21 protein-coding genes and 1 tRNA gene are annotated in these 22,167 nt (G+C 70.4%); 6 read left to right on the top strand and 16 right to left on the bottom strand.

What is annotated here, in order from left to right; all coding sequences use genetic code 11:
* Positions 1-203: 203 nt before the first annotated feature.
* The gene (locus tag AB0J69_RS00620) at positions 204-725 is read right to left on the bottom strand and encodes a bacterial proteasome activator family protein (protein ID WP_364111321.1); all 522 of its coding nucleotides are present in this window, start codon (positions 723-725) and stop codon (positions 204-206) included.
* Positions 726-730: 5 nt separating this feature from the next.
* Complete coding sequence (locus AB0J69_RS00615) at positions 731-1,687, bottom strand: NAD(P)H-quinone oxidoreductase (RefSeq protein ID WP_364111319.1); 957 nt, start codon at positions 1,685-1,687, stop codon at positions 731-733.
* 153 nt (positions 1,688-1,840) lie between these two features.
* On the opposite strand from AB0J69_RS00615, the gene AB0J69_RS00610 reads away from it, so the two are divergent.
* The gene (locus tag AB0J69_RS00610) at positions 1,841-3,931 is read left to right on the top strand and encodes an AAA family ATPase (RefSeq protein WP_364111316.1); all 2,091 of its coding nucleotides are present in this window, start codon (positions 1,841-1,843) and stop codon (positions 3,929-3,931) included.
* Between the two features lies 1 nt (position 3,932).
* On the opposite strand, the gene AB0J69_RS00605 is transcribed toward AB0J69_RS00610, so the two are convergent.
* A tRNA-Ser gene (locus AB0J69_RS00605) sits at positions 3,933-4,019 on the bottom strand.
* A 51-nt stretch (positions 4,020-4,070) separates the two neighbouring features.
* Between AB0J69_RS00605 and AB0J69_RS00600 the strand changes: the two genes are divergently transcribed.
* Positions 4,071-4,397, top strand: a complete 327-nt coding sequence (locus AB0J69_RS00600; RefSeq protein WP_364111314.1) for an STAS domain-containing protein — start codon at positions 4,071-4,073, stop codon at positions 4,395-4,397.
* Between the two features lie 51 nt (positions 4,398-4,448).
* Here the strand turns inward: AB0J69_RS00600 and AB0J69_RS00595 are convergent, their stop codons facing one another.
* From AB0J69_RS00595 to AB0J69_RS00560, 8 genes are all read right to left on the bottom strand, one after another.
* Positions 4,449-5,294, bottom strand: a complete 846-nt coding sequence (locus AB0J69_RS00595; RefSeq protein ID WP_364111312.1) for an NUDIX domain-containing protein — start codon at positions 5,292-5,294, stop codon at positions 4,449-4,451.
* A 170-nt stretch (positions 5,295-5,464) separates the two neighbouring features.
* Positions 5,465-5,806, bottom strand: a complete 342-nt coding sequence (locus AB0J69_RS00590; RefSeq protein ID WP_364111310.1) for a DUF6300 family protein — start codon at positions 5,804-5,806, stop codon at positions 5,465-5,467.
* The gene (gene dnaE / locus AB0J69_RS00585; protein WP_364111308.1) at positions 5,803-9,357 is read right to left on the bottom strand and encodes a DNA polymerase III subunit alpha; all 3,555 of its coding nucleotides are present in this window, start codon (positions 9,355-9,357) and stop codon (positions 5,803-5,805) included. The genes AB0J69_RS00590 and dnaE overlap by 4 nt, the downstream gene beginning before the upstream one ends.
* 111 nt (positions 9,358-9,468) lie before the next feature.
* Complete coding sequence (locus AB0J69_RS00580) at positions 9,469-10,194, bottom strand: M15 family metallopeptidase (RefSeq protein ID WP_364111306.1); 726 nt, start codon at positions 10,192-10,194, stop codon at positions 9,469-9,471.
* 29 nt (positions 10,195-10,223) lie between these two features.
* Positions 10,224-10,703 (bottom strand): universal stress protein, encoded by a 480-nt coding sequence (locus AB0J69_RS00575; protein ID WP_364111304.1) that lies wholly within the window; start codon positions 10,701-10,703, stop codon positions 10,224-10,226.
* A gap of 13 nt (positions 10,704-10,716) precedes the next feature.
* The gene (locus tag AB0J69_RS00570; RefSeq protein WP_364111302.1) at positions 10,717-10,953 is read right to left on the bottom strand and encodes a hypothetical protein; all 237 of its coding nucleotides are present in this window, start codon (positions 10,951-10,953) and stop codon (positions 10,717-10,719) included.
* Positions 10,950-11,375, bottom strand: a complete 426-nt coding sequence (locus tag AB0J69_RS00565) for a hypothetical protein (RefSeq protein ID WP_364111300.1) — start codon at positions 11,373-11,375, stop codon at positions 10,950-10,952. Before AB0J69_RS00565 ends, AB0J69_RS00570 begins: the two co-directional genes overlap by 4 nt.
* Positions 11,372-13,180: an MDR family MFS transporter gene (locus AB0J69_RS00560; RefSeq protein WP_364111298.1), complete on the bottom strand. Its 1,809-nt coding sequence runs from the start codon at positions 13,178-13,180 to the stop codon at positions 11,372-11,374. Before AB0J69_RS00560 ends, AB0J69_RS00565 begins: the two co-directional genes overlap by 4 nt.
* A 97-nt stretch (positions 13,181-13,277) precedes the next feature.
* On the opposite strand from AB0J69_RS00560, the gene AB0J69_RS00555 reads away from it, so the two are divergent.
* The 3 genes from AB0J69_RS00555 (at position 13,278) to AB0J69_RS00545 (ending at position 16,418) form a co-directional block, all read left to right on the top strand.
* A complete protein-coding gene (locus tag AB0J69_RS00555; RefSeq protein WP_364111296.1) occupies positions 13,278-13,835 on the top strand; it encodes a TetR family transcriptional regulator in 558 nt (185 codons plus the stop codon).
* A gap of 139 nt (positions 13,836-13,974) precedes the next feature.
* On the top strand, positions 13,975-15,306 hold the full coding sequence (locus tag AB0J69_RS00550; protein WP_364111294.1) for a glycoside hydrolase family 6 protein: 1,332 nt from the start codon (positions 13,975-13,977) through the stop codon (positions 15,304-15,306).
* A gap of 119 nt (positions 15,307-15,425) precedes the next feature.
* On the top strand, positions 15,426-16,418 hold the full coding sequence (locus tag AB0J69_RS00545; protein WP_364111292.1) for an LLM class flavin-dependent oxidoreductase: 993 nt from the start codon (positions 15,426-15,428) through the stop codon (positions 16,416-16,418).
* On the opposite strand, the gene AB0J69_RS00540 is transcribed toward AB0J69_RS00545, so the two are convergent.
* The 5 genes from AB0J69_RS00540 to AB0J69_RS00520 all read right to left on the bottom strand — a co-directional run bounded on the left by AB0J69_RS00540 (position 16,415) and on the right by AB0J69_RS00520 (position 21,798).
* On the bottom strand, positions 16,415-16,852 hold the full coding sequence (locus tag AB0J69_RS00540) for a hypothetical protein (protein ID WP_364111290.1): 438 nt from the start codon (positions 16,850-16,852) through the stop codon (positions 16,415-16,417). The two genes, AB0J69_RS00545 and AB0J69_RS00540, sit on opposite strands and share 4 nt — an antisense overlap.
* Positions 16,853-16,861: 9 nt before the next feature.
* Positions 16,862-17,926: a DUF6745 domain-containing protein gene (locus AB0J69_RS00535; RefSeq protein ID WP_364111288.1), complete on the bottom strand. Its 1,065-nt coding sequence runs from the start codon at positions 17,924-17,926 to the stop codon at positions 16,862-16,864.
* Positions 17,927-18,022: 96 nt separating this feature from the next.
* Positions 18,023-18,472: a hypothetical protein gene (locus tag AB0J69_RS00530; RefSeq protein ID WP_364111286.1), complete on the bottom strand. Its 450-nt coding sequence runs from the start codon at positions 18,470-18,472 to the stop codon at positions 18,023-18,025.
* A complete protein-coding gene (locus AB0J69_RS00525; RefSeq protein ID WP_364111284.1) occupies positions 18,462-19,262 on the bottom strand; it encodes a PAS domain S-box protein in 801 nt (266 codons plus the stop codon). The genes AB0J69_RS00530 and AB0J69_RS00525 overlap by 11 nt, the downstream gene beginning before the upstream one ends.
* A 10-nt stretch (positions 19,263-19,272) precedes the next feature.
* Positions 19,273-21,798: a glycoside hydrolase family 2 TIM barrel-domain containing protein gene (locus AB0J69_RS00520; RefSeq protein WP_364111282.1), complete on the bottom strand. Its 2,526-nt coding sequence runs from the start codon at positions 21,796-21,798 to the stop codon at positions 19,273-19,275.
* A 92-nt stretch (positions 21,799-21,890) separates the two neighbouring features.
* Between AB0J69_RS00520 and AB0J69_RS00515 the strand changes: the two genes are divergently transcribed.
* Positions 21,891-22,109 carry a hypothetical protein gene (locus AB0J69_RS00515; protein ID WP_364111280.1) on the top strand — a complete coding sequence of 73 codons (219 nt, stop codon included), beginning with the start codon at positions 21,891-21,893 and terminating at the stop codon, positions 22,107-22,109.
* Positions 22,110-22,167: the final 58 nt, after the last annotated feature.

The following is a 22,167-nucleotide window of genomic DNA, read 5'->3' as shown; positions in this document are numbered from 1 at the left end:
CAGCTCCTGTCCACAGCAGGCGCGCGGGCCTCCTGTGGAGGCCGACACCCGGCGTCCGTCCACAGCAGGTGCTCAACCCGTGCCGCGTCCGGCCACTGTCCGCAGCAGGCGCTGGACCCCGCTCCAGATAGCCGCGTTCAGCGGCTGTCTGCAGCAGGCGCTCCGTGCCGCTCCAGATGAGCCCCGACTACAGATAGGCCCGGCTACAGATAGGGCCCCGACCCGCCGTGCGGTCGCTGGCCGGGCTCGTCGCCCTGCGGGACACCCGGCAGTGCCCTGCGCATCTGCTCAAGCTGTGCCCGGGCCGCCATCTGCTGCGCGAACAGCGTGGTCTGGATGCCGTGGAACAACCCTTCGAGCCATCCGACCAGCTGGGCGTGCGCGATGCGCAGCTCGGCCTCGCTCGGCGGCGTGCCGTTCTCGTCGGTGAACGGGAGCGAGAGCCGCTCCAGCTCGTCGACCAGCTCCGGCGCCAACCCGTCCTCGAGCTCCTTGATGGAGGACTCGTGGATCTCCTTCAACCGCTTGCGGCTTGCCTCGTCGAGAGGAGCCGCCCGGACCTCCTCGAGGAGCTGGCGGATCATGCTGCCGATACGCATCACCTTGGCGGGCTGCTCGACCAGGTTGGTGACCGACCGATCTTCCTCGCCGTTATCGCCCTGACCGCCTTGGAAGTCGGGGCCCACCACCACGATGTGGGGGGTGTTGTTGTCCTCAGCATTCATAACACTCACCGTACTAGCAGGATCTTGCCGACGTGCTCTCCGGAATCCAACATTCGGTGAGCTTCGGCGGCCTCGGACATGGGGACCTCGGCGTACACGACGGGCCGCACCGCACCCGCCCCGACCAGGGGCCAGACGTTGTCGACGACACTTCGTACGATGACGCCCTTCTCGTCCACGGGACGCGAGCGGAGGGCCGTGGCGTGCACGGAGGCGCGCTTGGCGAGCATGGCCCCGAGGTCCAGCTCGGCCTTGCGGCCGCCCTGCAGCCCGATGATCACCAGCCGGCCGCCGGTCTTGAGCGCCCGGACGTTGCCCGCGAGGTATTTCGCGCCCATGATGTCGAGGATCACGTCGGCGCGTACTTTGTCGGCGAAGTCCTCTTCGCGGTAGTTGATGATCTCGTCGGCACCCAGCTCCTTGACCCGCTCGCCCTTGGCGGCCGAGCCGACGGTCGTGATGACGTGCGCGCCGAGCGCCTTGGCGAGCTGCACCGCGAACGTGCCGATCCCGCTGGCCCCGCCGTGCACCAGCAGCGTCTCGCCCCTGCGCAGCCGCCCGACCATGAACACGTTGGACCAGACCGTGCACGCCACCTCCGGCAGCCCGGCGGCCTCCCGCAGGGACACTTTCTCCGGTACGGGCATGACCTGCTGCCAGGGAACGGATACGCGCTCGGCGTAACCGCCGCCCCCGAGCAGCGCGCAGACCTCGTCCCCGGGTGTGAACTGCTCCACGTCCTCCCCGACCTCGACCACCACGCCCGAGACCTCGAGCCCCGGGTACGGTGACGATCCTGGAGGCGGGTCGTAAAATCCTTGCCGTTGCAGGACATCGGCACGATTCACCGCCGAGGCGACCACGTCGATGAGCACGTCTCCGCGCTCGACGTGCGGCTCCGGCACTTCGTGCCACTCCAGCACCTCTGGTCCGCCCGGCCTGGCGATCTCAATGGCTCGCATGCGAACCACGGTAGCCGGGCAAAGAAGTTGTGGGTTGCCGGGCTGCGCGGTAACCGGTCACGTTAACCTGCAATGTATTTGCTGCCCCTTTAGACCCACCCGAGGGGGAACACGGTGGCAAGACACGATCGAGAGGAATCTCTCGAGGAACAGTTGGCCTGGCTGGATGCGATCAAGGAGACGGAGGAGGCGCCCGTTTCGGTGACCGCCTCGGCCGCTCCGGTCGAGGAGCCGGTCGCTTCGCCGTACCCCCCGGACCCGTGGCGGCTGGTGCCGCAGCAGCACGAAACGCCGACGCCGCCGCTGTTCCGCGCGGCCGTCGACTCCGTGTACGGCCCCGCGGCGGCCGAGGATGTCCCGGAGGCGGAGAGCGAGGCCGGGGAGTGGCTCGGCCGGGCCGGCGTCAAGGAGGAGCCCCAGGCTCCCGAGGAGCAGCTCGACGACCCCTTCCTCGCCCCGCTGAAGCCGCTCCCGCGCCCCGACGACACCGACACCTATGCCGTCCTGTCGTTCCCTCCGCCGGAGCAGGTCACGGACAAGCCGGAGCAGGCCGAGGAGCAGGAGGAGACGTCCTGGGCGACGTCCGACTGGTCACAGCGGCTCCCCGTCGAGACGGAGGAGGCGCAGCGGCCCGAGCCCGCCGAGGAGCCCGCCGTCGCGGAGCACCCGACGCAGCAGCCCGGGACGGAGCAGGCGGCGAAGGAACGGACGCTCGAGGAGGAGCCGGCGAAGGAAGAGCGGGTCGCCTGGGCGGACACCCAGCCGCGCGCCGAGCGCCCGAAGTGGGGGGATCAGCCGCCCGAGGAGGACTCCTCGCTGACGCGGCCGCACACCGATCGTTCGCTGTGGTCCGAGTCGTCGCACACGCTGCCACGGAACGAGCGCCCGCAGTGGACCGATCCGGAGGTCCGTCCCCAGGAGCCTGAGCGTACGCAGGGGCAGGAGCAGCAACCCGAGCAGCGTCCTCAGTGGTCGGGCCAGCAGCCCGAACAGGGCCCGCAGTGGGCGGAGGAGCCGGAGCACCGTCCCCAGCGGACGGGGGAGCCCGAGCACCGTCCCCAGTGGGCGGAGGAGCCGGATCAGCGCCCGCAGTGGACGGACGAGCCGGAGCACCGTCCCCAGTGGGCGGAGGAGCCGGAGCACCGCCCGCAGTGGACCGACCAGCAGCCTGAGCAGCGTCCGCAGCGGAGCGAGCAGCAGCCCGAGTGGCGGCCCGCTGAGCGGGAGATCCCGCCGGCGCCGCGCCCGCGCCGCCGCCCGGCCCCCATCCCTGTGTTCACCGCCCCGCCCAGGCCCCCGGTCACCGGCCGCCCGACCGCCGAGAGCCTCGACCCGGAGTCCCTGCTACGCGGACGGCGTAACGCCCCCTCCAAGGGCTGGCGCCGCCTGATCTACAAGGCGTCCGGTGGCTGGATCAAGCCGGGCGAGCCGCCGGAGGTGCGCCGCCGCCGCGAGCTCGTCTCCAGGGCCCGCACCCCGGTCACCGCGGGACACCACCGCGTGGCCGTGCTGAGCCTGAAGGGCGGCGTGGGCAAGACCACGACCACGGTCGGCCTCGGCGCCACCCTGGCCCAGATGCGCGGCGACCGCGTCATCGCCGTGGACGCCAACCCGGATCGCGGCACCCTGTCCGACAAGCTCGTCCTGGAGACCTCGGCCACCGTTCGCGACCTGCTCAACGAGCGTGACCAGGTCAAGCGCTACGTGGACATCAGGGCGTTCACCTCGCAGGCTCCCTCGCGGCTGGAGATCCTGGCCTCCGACCGCGACCCCTCGGTGTCGGAGGCGTTCAGCGGCGCCGACTACCAGTCCGTCTCGCAGGTGCTGGAGAACTTCTACTCGATCTGCATCACCGACTGCGGCACCGGGCTGCTGCACTCCGCGATGGGTGGCGTGCTCGGCCTGGCGGACCAGATCGTGCTGGTCAGCTCCCCGTCCGTGGACGGCGCCCGAGCGGCGTCCGCGACGCTCGACTGGCTGGAGGCGCACCACTACGGCGACCTGGTGAAGAACGCGACCGTGGTGCTGTGCAGCGTCCGGCCGCGGTCGAAGTCGGCGGTGGACATCAAGAAGCTGGAGGCCCACTTCGCCGCCAGGTGCCGCGCGGTGGTCCGGGTGCCGTACGACCCGCATCTGGAGGAGGGGGCGGAGATCGACCTCGACCGGCTCCAGGAGCCGACCAGGGAGGCCTATCTGCAGCTCGCCGCCTGCGTGGGCGACGGCTTCGCGGGGCTCCGCGAGTGAGCGGAGGGTGTGGGATTCGAACCCACGAGGCCATCGCTGACCTGGCCGCTTTCAAGGCGGCTGCACTCGTCCACTATGCGAACCCTCCTGTGCGGAAACCACGATAGCGGCTGTGGTGGCAGGGGTGTACGTTCAGGAGGTGGCGGATCTCAGCGTCGAGGTGCAGCGCGGTGGCTGCGGTGCGCTCGTGCGCGTCGTCGGTGACCTCGACAAACTCACGGCGCCACTGCTGAAGGACACTCTGGTGCAGCTGTTCACCGAGGGGCGCATCGAGATCGTGATCGACGCCGGGGAGCTGGAGTTCTGTGACTCCAGCGGCCTGTGGGTGCTGGTGGAGCACCAGCGCCGGGTCGCCTCGCAGGCCGGTTCGTTAGGCATCGTGGGGGTGCACGGCGTGCTGCAGCGCGTGCTCGACGTGACGGGGCTCAAGGCCGCCTTCGACCGCGTGGTCCCCGCCGACTTCTGACCCGCGCCGGGGCCCTGACGCCCGCCGAGCCCGGCGACTTCTGGTGCCCGCTCACCCGCCGAGCTGCGACAGCAGCCATTTCGGGCCCATGGTTTCGGCCCCCAGCTCGCCGACCCGCTCCTTCAGCGCCCGGTCCGCGGTGACGACGAGCACGCGCTCCCACGGCCTGGCCTGGCGTACGACGTCCACGATGGCGTCGTCACCGCTGCCGGTGGCCGCCACCACCTGGATCCCGGGCACGGCCGGCGCGCTCCTCGCCGCGCCCTCCACGACCGCCACCATCCGCGGATACCACTGCGCCAGCACAGGATGCGCCAGCCGCAGCCCCGAGATGTCGTAGAGCAACCGGGTGGCCGCCCCCAGCCGGTCGCGCCACCAGCCGTGCTCGGCCCGCGCGCCCACGATGTTGGCCACGTCGAGCACGATCGTCTCCGGCCTGATCGCGCCCTGGAGGTCGCTCCACGTCGCGGCGAAGCCGGGGTGCAGCTTCCGCGTGGTGACCTCGGGCAGCGGCAGCCAGCGCAGCTCGGTGCTCTCGCGGTTGGCCGGGGCGGCGGCCAGCAGCTCGGCCGACTCCGCGATCACCGTCTCGAACGTCCACCCGCCGTGGTCGTCGAGGTAGACGCCCTGCACCCGCAGGCTCTCACCGCCGAGCGCCGCCTCCTCGTGGGCCTCGCGCAGCGCGCCGGTGACGGCGTCCTCGTGGCTGTCGCGCGCTCCGCCGGGCAGCCCCCACGTGCCGCCGTGGTGGCTCCACCAGGAGCGCTTCTGCATGAGCACGTACGGGATGCCGAGCTCGTCATGGTGCACGACGAGGAGTCCTGAGGCACCGTGGATCCCCCAGTGCCTGTGGCCTTGGGAGCACTCGGTCCAGCCGTCGCCGTCCTTAGCCGCCATGAGGGGATTCTCTCAGCCTCCGCCCTTGGTGAGCTGCCGCCGCGGCCGCCCGGGGCGCCGCCGCGTGTCCGAAACTCAGGATATCCGCGTTGACCTGCGCAAACGCCCTCGGCACGCGCATGGAGAAGGCCGGTCCCCAAACGTGGGACCGGCCTTTCGCCCGGGTGGGGCTACAGCCCGCCGCGCCTGCGCTGCTCGATCTCGGCCTCCAGCGCCCGCTCGTCCAGCGTCGGCACGAACACGCCGGCCGCCCACGCCACGAGCAGCCGGACGAACTCCTCGTCCCCGTCGTCCGCCTGGCCGTTGACGTGGAACCACGTGATCAGCGGTGCCGCGTGCGGCTTGTCCGCGTCGCATTCCGGGCACAGCACGACCCCGCCGTAGCCCCGCACCCGCCGGCCCGCCGCGTTGGTCCAGGTGTGCGGCACCCGCGAGTGGAGCAGCCCCGGACCGCCGCAGCGGGGGCAGTCGGGCGCGGCTTCCGCGGTGAGGACCTCGATGCGGCGGTTCACAGGGAGATCGATTCGGGCCCGAGCAGGGCCTTGATGTCGGCGGCGAAGCTCGGGGCGGCGTTGACCGGCCACTCCGGCAACGACATCACCATGATCTTGCCTGCCGGCCGGCGTACGTTGATGTGCAGCGGCACCTGGCCCTGGTGGATCTTCAGCACCTGCCGCAGCTCCTCCAGCAGGGTCGGGGTGATGCGCTCCTCCCGCAGCTGCAGGGTGACCGGGGCGCCGGACTCGCTGTTGACGCCGGACACGTCGATGAGGGTCATCTCCTGGGCGAAGATCGAGATGGCGCCGTCGCGGTTGTTGATCTGGCCGCGTACGGACACCACGATGTCCGGCCGCAGCTCGGGCCCGTACAGCTCGTAGTTGCGCGGGAAGAACAGGCATTCGACGGCGGCGTCCATGTCCTCGACGGTGAGGATGGCCCACGTGTTGCCCGCCTTGTTCACCCGCCGGTCCACCTTCGTGACCAGGCCGGAGACCTGGACGTCGCCGCGGTCGTCGCGGCCGCTGTCCAGCAGGTCGGCGATCGTGGTGTCGCGGTTCCTGGCCAGCAGCCGCTCCGCGCCGGCCAGCGGGTGGTCGGAGACGTACAGGCCGAGCATCTCCCGCTCGAAGTCGAGCTTGGTCTTCTTGTCCCACTCGCCGTCCGGGACGGCGATGGAGAACACCTCGTCCTCGCCGTCGTCGGCGAGCCCGCCGAACAGGGAGTCCTGGCCGTGGGCCTCGTTCTTCTTGATGTCGATGACGGACTCGACGGCCTGCTCATGGATCATCAGCAGGCCCTTGCGCGGGTGCTCCATCGAGTCGTACGCGCCCGCCTTGATCAGGGATTCGATGACGCGCTTGTTGCAGGCGGTGAGCGGCACCTTGGCGAGGAAGTCGTTGAAGTCGCCGAAGCGGCCCTTCTCGGTGCGGGCCTTGACGATCCCCTCGACGACGTTCTCGCCGACGTTGCGGACCGCGCCCATGCCGAACCGGACCTGGGTGTCCCCGACGGCGACGAAGTCGAGCTGGGAGTCGTTGACGTCGGGCGGGAGCACCTGGATGCCCATCTTGCGGCACTCGGCCAGGTAGATGGCCGCCTTGTCCTTGTCGTCGCCCACGGAGGTGAGCAGGGCGGCCATGTATTCGGCGGGGTAGTTGGCCTTCAGGTACGCGGTCCAGTAAGCGACCAGTCCGTAGCCGGCGGTGTGGGACTTGTTGAACGCGTAGCCGGAGAAGGGCAGCATGACGTCCCACAGCGCCTGGATGGCCTCGTCGCTGTAGCCGTTGCCGCGCATGCCGGCCTGGAAGTTGGCGAACTCCTTGGCCAGGATCTCGGGCTTCTTCTTGCCCATGGCCCGGCGCAGCAGGTCGGCGCCGCCGAGGGAGTAGCCGGCCAGCTCCCGGGCGACGGCCATGATCTGCTCCTGGTAGACGAGCAGGTGGAAGGTCGGGCCGAGGATGGGGTCGAGCGCGTCCTTGAGCTCGGGGTGGATCGGCTCGATGTCCTGGCGGCCGTTCTTGCGGTGGGCGTAGTTGGTGTGCGCGTTGGCCGCCATCGGGCCGGGCCGGTAGAGGGCGAGCACGGCGGCGATGTCCTCGAACCGGGTCGGCTCCATCAGCTTCAGCAGCGAGCGCATGGGGCCGCCGTCGAGCTGGAACACGCCGAGGGTGTCGCCCCGGGCCAGGAGCTGGTAGGTCGTGGTGTCGTCGAGCGGCATCGTCAGGGTGTCGAGCTCGATGCCCCGGTTCTGCTTGATGATCTTGATGGCGTGGTCGATGATGCCCAGGTTCCGCAGGCCCAGGAAGTCCATCTTGACCAGGCCCATGTCCTCGCAGGACGGGTAGTCGAACCCGGTGATGACGACGCCGTCCTTGTCCCGCATGTGCATCGGGATCAGGTCCAGCAGCGGCGTCGACGACAGGATGACGGCGGCGGCGTGCACGCCGGTGCCGCGGATCAGGCCCTCGATGCCGCGGCCGGTGTCGATGACCTTCCGCACGTCGGGGTCGTTGTCGTACAGGGCGCGCAGCTCGGTGCCCTCGTTGTAGCGGGGGTGACCCTCGTTGAAGATGTCCGCGAGGGGGACGCCCTTGCCCATGACGTCCGGCGGCATCGCCTTGGTGATCTTGTCGCCCATGGCGAACGGGTAGCCGAGGATCCGGCTGGCGTCCTTGACGGCGGCCTTGGCCTTGATCGTGCCGAACGTGTTGACCTGCGCGGTGTATTCGCTGCCGTACTTCTGGGTGACGTAGGCCACCATGCGGTCGCGCTGGCGGTCGTCGAAGTCGAGGTCGACGTCCGGGGGGTTGATGCGCTCGGGGTTGAGGAACCGCTCGAACAGCAGGCCGTGCTCCAGCGGGTCGAGCTCGGTGATGCGGGTGGCGTAGGCCACGATCGAGCCGGTGGCCGAGCCACGGCCGGGGCCGACCGGGATGCCGTTGTCGCGGGCGTATTTGCAGATGTCGGCGACGACGAGGAAGTAGGAGGAGAAGCCCATCGGGCCGATGACCTTCATCTCGGTCTCGTACCGCTCGATCACCTCGGCGGGGACGGGGTTGCCGTAGCGCATGACCAGGCCGCGCTCGACCTCCTTGCGCAGCCACGACTCCTGCGTCTCCCCCTCGGGCACGTCGGGGTAGTCGGGCATCCGGTCCACCTGGGCGAACACGTCGCCGTAGTCGCCGATCATCTCGGCCACCAGCAGCGTGTTGTCGCAGCCCTCGGGCAGCTCGGGGAACAGGGCGTACATCTCTTCGGCCGGCTTGAGGTAGTAGCCCGAGCCGTTGAACCGGAACCTGTTGGGGTCGTCCTTGTTCTTGCCCACGCCGACGCACAGGAGGCTGTCGTGGGCGTCGGCCTGGTCCTCGGTCACGTAGTGGGAGTCGTTGGTGACCAGCAGGGGGATGTTGAGCTGCTTGGACAGGCGCAGCAGGTCCTCGCGCACCTCGCGCTCGATGCTGATGCCGTGGTCCATCAGCTCCAGGAAGTAGTTTTCCTTCCCGAAGATCTCCTGGTATTCGCCGGCGACCCTGACCGCCTCGTCGTACTGGCCGAGCCGGATCCGGGTCTGCACCGCGCCGGACGGGCAGCCGGTCGTGGCGATGATCCCGCTCGCGTACTGCGAGATCAGGTTCTGGTCCATGCGCGGCTTGGAGTAGTAGCCCTCGAAGCTGGCCAGGGACGACAGCCGGAACAGGTTGCGCAGGCCGTCGGCGTCCTTGGCCCACATGGTCATGTGGGTGAACCGGCCGCCGCCGGAGACGTCCTTGCCGCCCTCGCCGTCGGCCACGCCGGTCTCGGCCCGCTGGCCCCAGAAGACCGGCTTCTTCACGAACCGGTTCTCCGGCGCGACGTACGCCTCGATCCCGATGATCGGTTTGACCGGGGAGCCCGCCGCGACCTTCTGGAACTCGTACGCACCGAACATGTTGCCGTGGTCGCTCATCGCGATGGCCGGCATCTCCAGCCGCTCGGCCTCCTTGAACAGGGGTTTCAGCTTCGCCGCCCCGTCCAGCATGCTGTATTCGGTGTGTACGTGCAGGTGCACGAAGGACTTGCTCACCCGGTCCCCTAACGCTCGCCCCGCCAGACTTACCGCAAGAGCCTATTCCGTCTTATGGGGCTGTTGGGGCATCACGCGTGGGGCTTGCGCGGGATCACCGGAGAGCCGTGCTCAGCCTCCGCCCTTGGAGAAGTGCTGGTAGTCCTTGGTCCCCGACCAGTAGCCGCCCCACTCCCAGCCGACCTGCGCGAACGCCTTGACGACCTTGTCGCCGGGGTTGATCACACCCCTGCCCTTGAGCGGGCGTTCGGTGAACTTCTTGGCGTTCTGGTGGGCGGTGCCGCCGTCTGCGGTGACATATGGGTTTTCGCGGGGATTGATGTCTACTGCTTCCCCGTAGGCGTGGTTCGACCAGTTGCTGGACCCGGTCGCCGGGCGGCAGTTGAAGGCCGAGGTGTTGTTCGCGTCGATCGAGTCGAAGTCGTCGCCCTTGAACACGTCCACCAGCTTCATCTGCTTGATGGGCCAGCGCCAGTCGTACAGCTTCTTGAAGACCGTCTCGATGTCGTCGGTGACCGTCTTGCGCACGACCATCTCGCCGGTGTGCGGCTTGTTGTCGAAGCCCCAGTACGTCATCGTGATCAGCCGGAGATCCCGGTAGTGGACCGGGCAGCCGGGGCGCCACGAGTACGGCAGGCGGTCACGGGAGACCCGCGAGACCTTCGAGCTGAACGCGGGCGGTCCCGTCGGGGTCGGCGTGACCGAGGTGGGCGTGGACGTGGGTGATTCCAGCGTTGCGTGGTCGGGAGCCGGCGGCGCGGGCGCGGCGACCGGCTCCCCCGCGCCGCACGAAACGGACGCGAGCACCACGAACGCCATGGCGGCAGCACGTTTCATCTAGCCACCATATGCGACGTCAGCCCTGGTCAGGGGACTATCAGCAGGGTACGGCGAGCCCGTTTCGCCAGCCGGGCGGAAACCGAGCCACGCCAGAGGGAACGGCGCGAGCGCCCCACCACGATGGCGTCGGCCATGTACGCGCTGGCCAGCGTCTCCAGCTCGCGGGCCGTGTCCCCGCGCACGCTGACGAACTGCCACGGCACCCCGGCGCCGCGCAACTCGTCCCTGAGGTCCTCCGTCAGGTCGGCCGCCGAGTCGGGGATGATCGGCGACCCGGCGTAGAACCACGTCGGGGTGGTGTTGAGGGCCTCGACGAAGGCGATGAGCAGGGCGGCGTTGTCCCTCCGGGCGAGCCCGGCCGCGTACGCGAGTGCGTTGCGGCTCGGGCCCGATCCGTCGAAACCCACCACCAGCAGGCCGGCGCCGTCCTTGCCGATCTCGAACTGCCCTGCGGGAAGCCTGCCTGCCAGCGGCTCCCACTGGGGGTCGGTACCACTGCCGAACACGGCATGACTCGCGTCAGGCGTCGGCGTGCTTGCCGCGGCGGGCCAGCTCGCGCAGGGCGTCCGCCGCGTAGATCACGAGAGCCACGAACGAGAGCCCGGCGAGCCCGCCGCCGACCCACAGATCGTTGATCGTCGCGTCCGCGTACGCCCCGCCGCGCGGCTGGTAGCCGACCGCGAACGGCGCGGCGACCAGCCAGAGGCCGCCGAGGAACAACAGAACGAGGGCCGAGACGCCCGCCTTGGCCTTCATCGGGTCTCCTCCATGCCGACCAGGGAAGGCTTGCCGTTCTGGCGGTGCTCGCCGGAGCGGGGGCCGGTGTTCAGGTCCGCACGCAGCGCCTCGACGAGCGGCGCCAGCAGGCCGGCCAGCTCGGCGGAGGACGCCTGCGGCGCGGCGGCCGGCACGGGCTCGGGCTCCGGCTCGGCCTGGCGCGGCTTCGGGACCACCAGCCCGCGCACCACCAGGTCCTCATGAAGGGCCAGCACAAAGGCGATCGCACCCGCGAGCCCCACGACGGCCACGCCCAGGCCGGTGAAGAACTCGGACTGGGTGGCGTTCGTCCAGTCGGCGCCCTCCGGCTGGGTGCCGAGCGCGAAGGGCGCGATCATCAGCCACAACCCGGCCAGGACGGCCAGGGTCGCCGCGACGACGCCCACAAACTTGCGAATCATTGCGAGATTCCTCCTGTTACGAGGTCTTTCTGTGGTGGCGTGGCCTGCGCGATCAGGGCGCGCGAGGTGGGCCGCAGCACGTCCTGGACGACCGACCGGGCCCGCTCGCGCTCCGGGCGATCGTCGGGCGGCGCCATCCTGGCGACCGCGGTCAGCAGCGCGGAGTGCTCGCCGTTCACCCGCTCGATGCGCTGGGCGATGAGCTCCAGCAGGAGGCCGGCCAGGACGAGGTCGTCCTTGTTGAGCGGCTTGGCCTCGGGGACCGCCGGCCCGCTCGCGCCGCGCAGCGGCAGCTCCTTGAGGAAGAGCGTGGCCACGAAGCCGAGCAGCGCGATGGGTACGCCCACGATGAACACGGTCTCCAGACCGCGGGTGAACGCCTCCAGCACGATGTTCTTGATCGGGGTCGGCAGCTGCTGGATGGCGGCGGGGCTGCCGAGCTGGACGCCCGAGCCGCCCGGCACCGAGATGTGCGCGGCGGAGAGCATCGCGGTCATCTCGTCCCTGAGCCGGTTCGTCAGGATCGCGCCGAACGCGGCCACGCCGACGGCGCCACCCAGTGACCGGAAGAACGACACGCCCGACGTGGTCGAGGCCATGTCGCGCGGCTCGGAGCCGTTCTGGGCGGCCAGGATGAGCATCTGCATGGACAGGCCGAGCCCGACGCCCAGCACCGCCACGTCGAACCCGATGAGCCACTCGCTGGAGTCCACGTGCAGCCTGGACAGCAGGAACAGCCCGACGGCCACGATGAGCAGGCCCGCGACCGGGAAGATCTTCCACTTGCCGGTCTGGGTGACGATCTTGCCGGAGATCACGCCGGCCAGGAACAGCGCGATCACCATGGGCAGCGTCATCAGGCCGGAGTTCGTCGGGCTGAGCCCCTTGACGATCTGCAGGTACTGCGGCAGGTAGATCATCGCGCCGAACATCGCCATGCCGACGAACAGCGAGGCGAGGCTGGTGAGCACGAACGTAGGGTTGCGGAACAGCCGCGGCGGCAGGATCGGGTTACGCGCGGTCCGCTCCGACAGCACCGCCAGTGCCAGCGCCAGCAGGGCGATCGCGACCAGGAAGTAGGTCCAGAACGAGTTCCACTCGAACTCGGTGCCGCCCAGCGTCAGCAGCAGCATGAGCGCGCTCGCGCTGGCCGTGATCGTCGTGGCGCCCCAGATGTCGATCGAGGTGCTCCGCTTGACCCGCGGCAGCTTCAGCACCTTCTGGATCACCACGAAGGACACCAGCGCGAACGGCACGACCACGTAGAAGCACCAGCGCCAGCCCAGCCAGTCGGCGTCCACGATGAACCCGCCCAGCAACGGCCCCGCGACCGTGGAGATCCCGAAGACGGCGCCCATGTAGCCGGAGTAGCGGCCGCGCTCCCTGGGGGACACGATGTCACCCAGGATCACCTGCGACAGAGCCGACAAACCACCCACACCCAGGCCCTGTACGGCACGCGCGGCGATGAGCTGTCCCATGTCCTGGGACAGGCCGGCGACCAGCGAGGCCGCGACGAACAACCCCAGAGCGGTCTGGAAGAGCAGCTTGCGCCCGAACAGGTCGGACAGCTTTCCCCACAACGGCGTGGACACCGTCATCGTCAGCATGGTCGCGCTCGCGACCCATGAGTACTGGTCCTGGCCGCCTAGTTCCCCCACGATCGTCGGCAGCGCGGTGCCCACCACGGAGGTCGAGATCATCGACGTGAGCATCGCGAGCATGAGCCCGGACATGACCTCGAGGATCTCGCGGTGGGTGTAGTGCCGCTTCGTGGGAGATGCGGCCTGCGCCTGGGCTACCAAGACACCACATCCCCTTCTTACAGTTTTATCCGAGTTGAGTATACGCATGTTTACTAGCCGCGCGGCAAGTAGGGTGTTCGTTGAGTAGAGTGCGGGCATGAGTCCCCAGGTGACTGAGGCCAGGCCACGCGACCGTGAGGCCACCCGGGAGCGGATCCTGGACGCGGCTCGCACGCTCTTCGGCGAGCAGGGCTACGAGCAGGTGACCGTACGCATGATCGCGTCGGCGGCGGAGGCCAACATCGCCCTGGTGGGCCGCTATTTCGGGTCGAAGGCGGGGCTGTTCGGCGCGGTCCTGCAAGGCGAGCCCACCTTCAGCGCGCTCTTCGAGGGCGACCCCGAGGCCCTGCCCCGCCGGCTGGCCGAATACGCGGCCGAGCGCATGATGCACCCGCCGGACAGCGCCATCCTGCGCACCCTCGAACGCTCGGCGGCCCATCCCGAGGTGCAGGCGGTGGCCAGGGAGCGGCTGATCTCGGCGGTGCTCAAGCCGCTGGAGGCCCAGCTCTCGGGGCCGGACGCGCACGCGCGGGCCCGCATGGCCACGGCGGTCTTCCTCGGCATCGGCGCCACCCGCCGCCGGATCGGCCCCGAGCAGCCCACGCCCGCCGACGTCGATCGCCTCACCGCGGTCTTCGAGGCCTGCCTGCGCTGAAAGTTTCACCGCTGAAGGCGGCTCCGACCTGCTACGACACCTTAAAGATCGATCCGATGTCTTTGTGCGGGCGGCGTGGCTCCCTACGATCCGGGGGAGCCGGTGGGAGCGCTCCCACATGACGGACGGAGTTAATTTCATGTCTCGCAGAAGGCCCATGTTGGCGGTGCTCCTCGCGGCGGCCGCCACGGCCGTGGCGGGGGCGGTCGTCCTCTCCTCGTCCACCGCCCAGGCCGCCGACTCCGCTTTCTACGTGGATCCCCAGACCAACGCGGCCAAGTGGGTGGCCGCCAACCCGAACGACAGCCGTACCGCCGTGATCAGGGACCGCATCGCGGCCGTGCCGCAGGGGCGGTGGTTCGCCACGTACAACCCCACGACCGTGCGGAGCCAGGTGGACGCGTACGTGGGCGCTGCCGCGGCGGCCGGCAAGATTCCGATCATGGCCGTGTACGCCATGCCGAACCGCGACTGCGGCGGCCCCAGCGCGGGCGGCGCGCCCGACCACGCGGCCTACCGGGCCTGGATCGACCAGATCGCGGCCGGTCTCGGCGGCCGGCCCGCCTCCATCGTGCTCGAACCGGACGCGCTGGCGATCATGACCAACTGCATGAACTCCGCCGAGCAGGCCGAGGTCAAGGCGTCCATGGCCTACGCCGGCAAGAAGCTCAAGGGCACGTCGTCGCAGGTCAAGGTGTACTTCGACATCGGGCACGACGCCTGGCTGTCCGCCTCGGAGGCGGCCTCCAGGCTGACCGGCGCCGACGTGGCCAACAGCGCCGACGGCATCGCGGTCAACACCTCGAACTACCGCTCCACGGCGGGGCTGGTGTCGTACGCGAAGAGCATCATCTCGGCGACCGGCGTTTCCCGGCTCAAGGCGGTCATCGACACCAGCCGCAACGGCAACGGCCCCGCCGGCAGCGAGTGGTGCGACCCGGCCGGCCGCGCCACCGGCACGTGGAGCACCACGAACACGGGCGACTCCGCGATCGACGCCTACCTCTGGGTCAAGCCGCCGGGCGAGGCGGACGGGTGCATCGCGAGCGCCGGCCAGTTCGTGCCGCAGCGCGCCTACGACCTCGCCATCGCCGCCCCGCCGCCCACCGGCACGCCGACCGTAACCCCCACCGTGACCCCGACCGTGACCCCGACCGGGGGGCCGGGCGGCTGCACCGCCACGTACAAGGTGACCGGCCAGTGGACGAACGGCTTCCAGGCCGAGGTCACCGTGCGGAACACGGGCACGTCCGCGATGAGCGGCTGGAGAGTCGGCTGGACGTTCCCGAACGGGCAGACGATCTCCCAGCTCTGGAACGGCACCCTGGCCGGCAGCGGCGGCACCGTCAGCGTCACGAACCTCAACTGGAACGGCGCCGTGGCCGCGGGCGCGACGGCCACGTTCGGCTTCCTGGCCGACCACACCGGCCAGAACGGCACTCCGTCCACGGTCAGCTGCACCGCCTCCTGAGGCACCGCGACATCATGGAGCCCCCGCGGCGCGGGGGCTCCATGCGGTCATGAAATAACGGCGCATTCGCGGCTGTTGCACACAGCCAGGTCACACCGCACTGCGAAAGGCGCGTACTCATGGCTCTGCCGCTGTCCATCCTTGATCTGGCGCACATCGGCGAGGGCGAGACGGCGGCCGACAGTTTCGCCGCCAGCGTGGCCCTCGCCCAGCGGGCGGAAGAGCTGGGATACCGGCGGATCTGGTACGCCGAGCACCACAACATGGCGAGCATCGCCTCCTCCGCGACCAGCGTGCTCATCGCCCACGTGGCCGCACACACCCGGACGATCCGCCTCGGAGCGGGTGGCGTCATGCTGCCCAACCACTCCCCGCTGACCATCGCCGAGCAGTTCGGCACGCTGGAGACGCTTCACCCCGGGCGTATCGACCTCGGCCTCGGCCGGGCCCCGGGCAGCGACCAGCAGACCATGCGGGCCCTGCGCCGCACCCACTCCGCCGCGGACACGTTCCCGCAGGACGTGCTGGAGCTGCAGGGCTACCTGACCGGCGAGTCCCGCATCCCGGGCGTGGACGCCACGCCCGGCAAGGGGACGAACGTGCCGCTGTACATCCTCGGCTCCTCCCTGTTCGGGGCCCAGCTCGCGGCCGCGCTGGGGCTCCCGTACGCGTTCGCCTCCCACTTCGCGCCCGCCGCGCTGGAGGAGGCCGTCGAGATCTACCGGCAGGAGTTCAAGCCGTCCGCGCAGCTCGACCGGCCGCACGTGATCGCCGCGCTCAACGTGATCGCGGCGGAGACCACGGAAGAGGCGGAGGAGCAGTTCCTGGCCTCGAAGCGGCTCAGGGTGAGCAGGTTCCTCGGGCGGGGGCGCACGTTCACCACGGAGGAGGCCGACATGATCCTCGAATCGCCGGCCGGCCAGCAGATCGTGCAGATGGCCAGGTATTCGGCCGTGGGTAACCCGGCCGAGGTGAAGGCGTACGTGGACCGGTTCGCCGAGCACGCGCGGGCCGACGAGCTGATCGTGGCCTTCTCCGCGACCGACCGGAAGGCGTGGATGCGCTCGGCCGAGCTGCTGGCCGAGGTGCACGGGGCCGGACACCCCGCCTAGTCGGCGACGAGCCGGGCGCGGTGGCCTTCGTGCTCGCGCTGGCGGCGGACCACGTACGTGCCCGGTGCGCATCCCGTGCCCCCGTGCTCGGGATGAAGCAGATGGACGACGGCCGTGGCGGTGAACATGCCGATCGCCAGCCTGTCGCTGTCCGTGACCTGCGTGGTCCAGCGGCAGGTGCCCGGATCGGCGACCAGCGTGTGCGGGTTGCCGCCGGCCTCGCCGCGCAGCAGTTCGACGCCCTCAGGGGGAACGTGCTGCCAGCGGGCCTCGGGCCGGGCCCGCACGGAGCCGGAGACGACGGGGAGCGGGATGACGATGAGGTCGCCCTGGGCCTGGAGGCCGTCGACGACGGGGATGCGTACCGACTGCTCGAGGTGGTCGAGCACGGCGAGTCCGGTCTGGCGGGAGAGGGAAGCGAGCGTAACAGTCATGGAATCACCTCAGGTTCTGCGTAGGAGTCTGGAGTACTGCTCGCCGGACAGCCCGTAGGTCCAGCCGGCGGCGGAGATCGGGTCGTCGAAGTAGGCGGGGACGGTCAGCCCGTACTTCCGCCGGCGGCCGTCGCGCTCGACCGATCCGTTGACCGCGAGGAGCACCCTGAGGTCCCGGCGCATGTCGTAGAGCCGCAGCTCGGAGCCGGGGTTGCCGGGGTCGGGCGCGGTGGCGAGCAGCCGCAGCCCGGCCTGCTCGATGTACGCGCCCCAGCCCAGCTTCTCGATCGCGCACCGCCTGACCTCGACGTTGCGCTCGCCCGCGATCCGCTCGACGGTCGGGTTCTCGATCACCCAGGACGGCACCACGGTGCCGTGCCAGGCGTGCACGGACCATCCGTCCCCGTACCGCACGGCGGGGCCGTCCCCGTGATGCAGCCAGGCCCCGCCGTCGCCGGTCTCGGTGTGCAGGGATACCGGCCGCTCGGACACGACGCACACGTGTTCGCCGGGCCACCACCAGTGGCACGACCTGGCCACGGCCGTCCACAGGTCGAACTGCCGCCGCTGGTCGTCGGTGAACGCCACACCGGCGACCCGGTCGAGGGCGTCGTAGTAGGCGACCCAGTTGACGTACTGGACGTGGTACCAGGTGGTGTGGTGTACCCCGCTGTGCGCCCGTTGCAGGGGAGGGAGGAGGCAGCGGCTGACGGAGCCGAGGAGCGAGAACTGCACCTCTTGACGGAGGGTCCGGTCGATCGGGAGCTGCGCCGGTCGCACCAGGGCGTCGATGCTCCCGCAAAGCCTGGCCTTGACCTCGGAGAAGCGGGCCCGCAGCGGCCACTCGTGCACGCGCTCGGTGCTCTCGGAAGGCCGGAGCCCGACGGGGACGGTCGCCAGGGCGGCGAGGGGTGAGGCGACCCAGTGGAATCGGGGCGGTGGTCGCCCGATCAGCCGGTAAAGGGCGGAGATGGCGGCCTCTGCGGCCGGACGGTCGGCGGGCAGCGTCGAGAGCGCTCGGCCCAGCCATTGTGCGCGGATCGCGGCAGCTTCGAGCTGCACGAGATCACTCACGGGACGAGGGCGGTGGCGCCCTCCCTTCGCATGATCATGTCAACGATGGTGACAGAAGGGAGCGGCGCTTGTCCACCGTCATTCGTTTCGCCGTGTTCATTCCGCCGGCGGGTGCCGGCGTTGGTAAGGGCCCGTGGTCTCGGAGGAGGGCGCGGGGGCCAGGCCCGCCGCGAGGAGCTGGGCGCGCAACGTCAGCACCGTACGTTCGAGCGCTCTGATCTGCGCCTGGAGCCGGCGGATCTGGTCGCGCATCGAGGTGGAGGCGTCCTGCTCGGTGGCCAGGTCGGCGCCCACCTGAGCGGCCTGGCCCTGCATCCGGGCGAGCTGCTTCTCCAACTGGCTCAGGGCATCCTCGTAGATCGTCTTCGCCCGCAGGAAGGCTTCGGCGTCGACTTTGGAGCGCTCCAGCTCGGCCTGGCGCTCCACCTGGAGCAGCGCGGTCTGGTGCGTCTTCCGGTTCGCGTCGGTGGCGGAGCGGAAGGCGAGGTACGCCACGCCGAGCGGAACGATTCCGATGGCGATCTGGATGAGCACGTCAGTCAGCATCGCCGCCTCCCATGGGCCGGATCACACCGGTGTAGGCGATGCCGTCGTCGCTCTGCCAGGCGTTGACGCTCAGCGCGATGCCGAACTCGCTGCCGTCGCGCCGCACGCCGACCAGCGGAATGACGCGCCCGGCCAGGTCGGAGCGGCCGGTGGCGAGCACCCGGCTCAGCCCGGCCACGTGCTGCTCGCGGAAGCGCGGTGGCATCAGGATCGTCAGGGGTCTCCCGACCGCCTCCTCGGTGCTCCACCCGAACAGCGCGGCGGCCTGGGGGTTCCACGACTGGATGATCCCGCCGGCGTCGGCCACGACGACGGCCGCCGCCCCGGCCGGCGTGGACCCGGGGAACCGCCCGGGCGGCGGGGTGGCCTCCGGCCAGGTGGCGATCAGCGCGATCCAGCCGCCGAACGCCAGCCACACCGCCCCGGCGACCCAGCCGCGCGGGTTGGCTCCGGTGAAGGTGGAGATCAGGTTGATCAGGCCGTAGAGCAGGACCAGCGCCGTGGCGGCGGCGAAGGCGATCCGGTCGGACCGCCCGAACATCTGCACCAGGCACAGCACGCCGGTGACGCACCAGGCCAGAGCCCATAAGTTCAGCGGCGCGACGGAGGCGAGCACGGCGTAGCCAGGGGTGGTGCGCTGGCCGGCGGGCGCGAACGCGAGAGAGGCGGCGATGGCCAGGCACAGCAGGCCCACGAAGGCCAGGGACGCGCCACGCCGTCCGATGCGGTGCAGGATGCGGGAGGTGGTACGGCGGAGGAGGGCCGCACCGGCAGCGTCACCGTTACTCACGGTCGCAAGGCTAATGCATATAGTTAGCCTTAGAGGGGAATATCGGGGGCTCCATCAAGACGCGCGGGCCGAGATTCCAGGCGTCGAGCAGCACGCGGCGGCCCTCGGGCGGCACGCCGTCCCACTCGCCGCGCAGGACGCGCTCCTCGCCGGGCAGGAGATCGATGGCGTTGTCGTCCCAGCGCACCCAGCCGGGCTCGGTGGCCGGGCGGGCGTCGAGCAGGCGCAGGAACGGGGCCGCCGGTCCCTCCTCGTGCCTCAGCCGCAGCGTCCACTCCGCGCCGTGGGGCTCCACCTGCGCGCTGACGCGGGCCTCGGGCAGGGCGAGCAGGTCGCGGAAGTCGGTGCCGGCCGTGAGCAGGTACCGGTTCGTCGCCGTGCGGTCGCCCGCCCGTACGGACAGGTCGAGCAGGAAGGTCTGATCGACCGCGCACCTGAGCTCGCCGACCTGGCCGGGAGCAGCAGGCGTCCAGCGCTCCTCGGCGACCCGGCTCCCGTCGAGGCGGAGGACCCGCGCGGTGACGGCGGCCGGCCCGCCGTCCCACCAGGCCCAGACCGCCGCGCCCAACTCCCCGCCCGTCACGCGCGGCGCCGGGAGCCGCGCGCTCACGTGGACCGGCCGGTACGCGCGGCGCACGTAGTGGTAGGCCGCCTTCGGCTCGCCGAAGTAGTCGACGGCCGCGGTGCACCACCCGTTGGGGAAGGACTCGTTGAGCTGCCAGGGCAGCACGCCGCAGCACGAGGGCCGGCGCCGGTTGGCCTCGATCGCGTACCGCAGGCCGTCGGCCTGGAGGAACTGGCCGGCCCTGGACATCGTCGCCAGATCCCCGATGGCGCCGCCGAACGCCTCCTGCACCAGCGGCTCGTTGTTCCACCAGCGGCCGAGATGGTCCCAGACGGGGTTGCGGGTGGTCGGGAGCCGTCGTTCGGGGGCGGGCACGACGGACTCGATCGCCCGCAGGTTGCTCATCCCCTCCACGCCGAACTCGCTCAGCAGCAGGCCGCGGCCCTCGTCGTAGAGCCGGTAGTGGTCGGAGAGTCCCTGGTGCTCCCAGGGCCCGTGCACGTCGTGCTGCTCCGGGCTCGTGCGCACGCTCTCCAGGGTGTTGCCGAACACCGGCCCCGACGGTGACGTCGGCAACCAGTGCCGGTCCGGGTCGAGCCGCGCCACCACCTCGTGCAGGGCCGCCAGCACCGGGGAGTCCTCGTCCTTCAGCGGCACGCCGTCGGCCCGCTGCAACTCGTTGCCGCCGCACCAGACGGCCAGGCTGGGATGGTTGCGGCGGGTGGGGATGATCCGCTCGGCCTCGGCCGCCATCCGGGCCACGAACGCCTCGTCGTCGCTGGGCAGGCTGCGCATGCCGGAGCTGGACTGAGCGAACTCCTGCCAGACGAGGATCCCGTACTCGTCGCACAGGTCGTAGAAGGTCTCGGTCTCGATGAGCCCGCCGCCCCAGACCCGCAGCATGGTCACGCCGGCGTCGCGGGCGAGGGTGAGGAGGTGGCGCAGCTTGGCCGGATCGGTGGCGCCGTAGAGGGCGTCGGCCGGGACCCAGTTCCAGCCCTTGACGGTGGTGGGATGGCCGTCGACGGTCAGGCGGTAGGGGAGGGCGGTGGGCGGGGCTCCGGGGTCGCGGGTGAAGCGGAGGTCGCGGAAACCGAGGCGGAGGCGGTGCTCGTCGCTCCCGTGGACGGTGGTGGTGAGCGTGTAGAGGTGCGGCTGCTCGCCGGTGCCGTTGAGGTGCCAGCGGCGGGGGGACTCGACCTGGAGGGTGATCTCGGCGGCCGGGTCGCGGCCGTCGAGGGGGACGGTGGCCTCGGCCACGATCTCGCCGCCGGCCGTACGCAGGGTGCACGTGGCGGTGCCCGCGCCCTTTCCCTCCGTCGCCAGGCTCACCCGGACCCGGCCGCTCCCGCCGGTGATCACTGGCCTGGCCCACACGTCGGTCACGCGCAGCGGCCCGGTCGTGCGCAGGCGTACCGGGGCCCACAGGCCCTGGTGGACGAGGCGGGGGCAGAAGTCCCAGCCGTAGCCCATGCGGCCCTTGTGCACGTCGACCTTGGCGGTGTAGCCGACCTGGGGTTCGCTGACGGGCGCGGGGTCGATGACGACCGCCAGCGTGTGCTCGCCGGGGCCGAGGAGATCGGTCACCTCCACGACGAGCGGGACGTACGTGCCCTCGTGGGTCGCGATCCGGTGCCCGTCGAGGTAGACGGCGGCCGCGTAGTCGATGCCGTCGAACTCCAGGAACGCGCGCTCCGCGGGGGCGAGGGCGGAGGTGCGCAGGCGGGTGCGGTACACCCAGGTGCGCTGCGGCACCCATTCGGAGAGCAGGCTCTGCCGGCCCACGTACGGGTCGGGCACCTGGCCCGCGGCCAGCAGGTCGGCCAGGACGCTCCCGGGGACCCGGGCGGGCACCCACCCTCCGGTGTCCCGGCCGTCGCGGGCGTGCAACTGGGCGCGGTGCAACTGCCAGTCGTCGCCGAGGTAACCCCGCAACTCCCAGCCCTCGTCGAGAACGGAGACGGACGTCATGCCACGTACGATATGGCATCGTTCCCACATGATCCAGGGGCCATCGTTCCGGCGTCTGGACCGGCTCCCGGCCCGGCCGCTAGAGTAACGACATGACTACAATGGGTCACGATGTCGATGCACTACGGACCGCGTTCCCCGATTGGTCGTTCTTCTACAGTGACGAGGGCGTCCTCTACGCGACCCGGCGCGGTGTCCGGCTCGCGGACGCCGAGATCCACAAGGGCCTCCACCAGACGGTCAGCGCCGACGACGTCGCCACGGTCCTGAGTCTCCTCGAGGATCAGGAGCGGGTGGCATCGATGCCATAAGCATTTCGGAATTTCGGTCAAGCCATTATCGATATTCCAAATTCCGGCCGCTGTAACG

It is taken from the genome of Nonomuraea sp. NPDC049709, assembly GCF_040674815.1.
Taxonomy (GTDB): Bacteria; Actinomycetota; Actinomycetes; order Streptosporangiales; family Streptosporangiaceae; genus Nonomuraea.
This window is presented reverse-complemented; position numbering and strand designations above follow the sequence as displayed.

What these genes read in the sequence shown, in the direction of transcription:
- AB0J69_RS00620 (WP_364111321.1), bottom strand. Translation starts at nt 725, where the DNA reads ATGAATGCTGAGGACAACAACACCCCCCACATCGTGGTGGTGGGCCCC.
- AB0J69_RS00615 (WP_364111319.1), bottom strand. Translation starts at nt 1,687, where the DNA reads ATGCGAGCCATTGAGATCGCCAGGCCGGGCGGACCAGAGGTGCTGGAG.
- AB0J69_RS00595 (WP_364111312.1), bottom strand. Translation starts at nt 5,294, where the DNA reads ATGGCGGCTAAGGACGGCGACGGCTGGACCGAGTGCTCCCAAGGCCAC.
- AB0J69_RS00580 (WP_364111306.1), bottom strand. Translation starts at nt 10,194, where the DNA reads ATGAAACGTGCTGCCGCCATGGCGTTCGTGGTGCTCGCGTCCGTTTCG.
- AB0J69_RS00570 (WP_364111302.1), bottom strand. Translation starts at nt 10,953, where the DNA reads ATGAAGGCCAAGGCGGGCGTCTCGGCCCTCGTTCTGTTGTTCCTCGGC.
- AB0J69_RS00565 (WP_364111300.1), bottom strand. Translation starts at nt 11,375, where the DNA reads ATGATTCGCAAGTTTGTGGGCGTCGTCGCGGCGACCCTGGCCGTCCTG.
- AB0J69_RS00555 (WP_364111296.1), top strand. Translation starts at nt 13,278, where the DNA reads ATGAGTCCCCAGGTGACTGAGGCCAGGCCACGCGACCGTGAGGCCACC.
- AB0J69_RS00550 (WP_364111294.1), top strand. Translation starts at nt 13,975, where the DNA reads ATGTCTCGCAGAAGGCCCATGTTGGCGGTGCTCCTCGCGGCGGCCGCC.
- AB0J69_RS00545 (WP_364111292.1), top strand. Translation starts at nt 15,426, where the DNA reads ATGGCTCTGCCGCTGTCCATCCTTGATCTGGCGCACATCGGCGAGGGC.
- AB0J69_RS00540 (WP_364111290.1), bottom strand. Translation starts at nt 16,852, where the DNA reads ATGACTGTTACGCTCGCTTCCCTCTCCCGCCAGACCGGACTCGCCGTG.
- AB0J69_RS00530 (WP_364111286.1), bottom strand. Translation starts at nt 18,472, where the DNA reads ATGCTGACTGACGTGCTCATCCAGATCGCCATCGGAATCGTTCCGCTC.
- AB0J69_RS00520 (WP_364111282.1), bottom strand. Translation starts at nt 21,798, where the DNA reads ATGACGTCCGTCTCCGTTCTCGACGAGGGCTGGGAGTTGCGGGGTTAC.
- AB0J69_RS00515 (WP_364111280.1), top strand. Translation starts at nt 21,891, where the DNA reads ATGACTACAATGGGTCACGATGTCGATGCACTACGGACCGCGTTCCCC.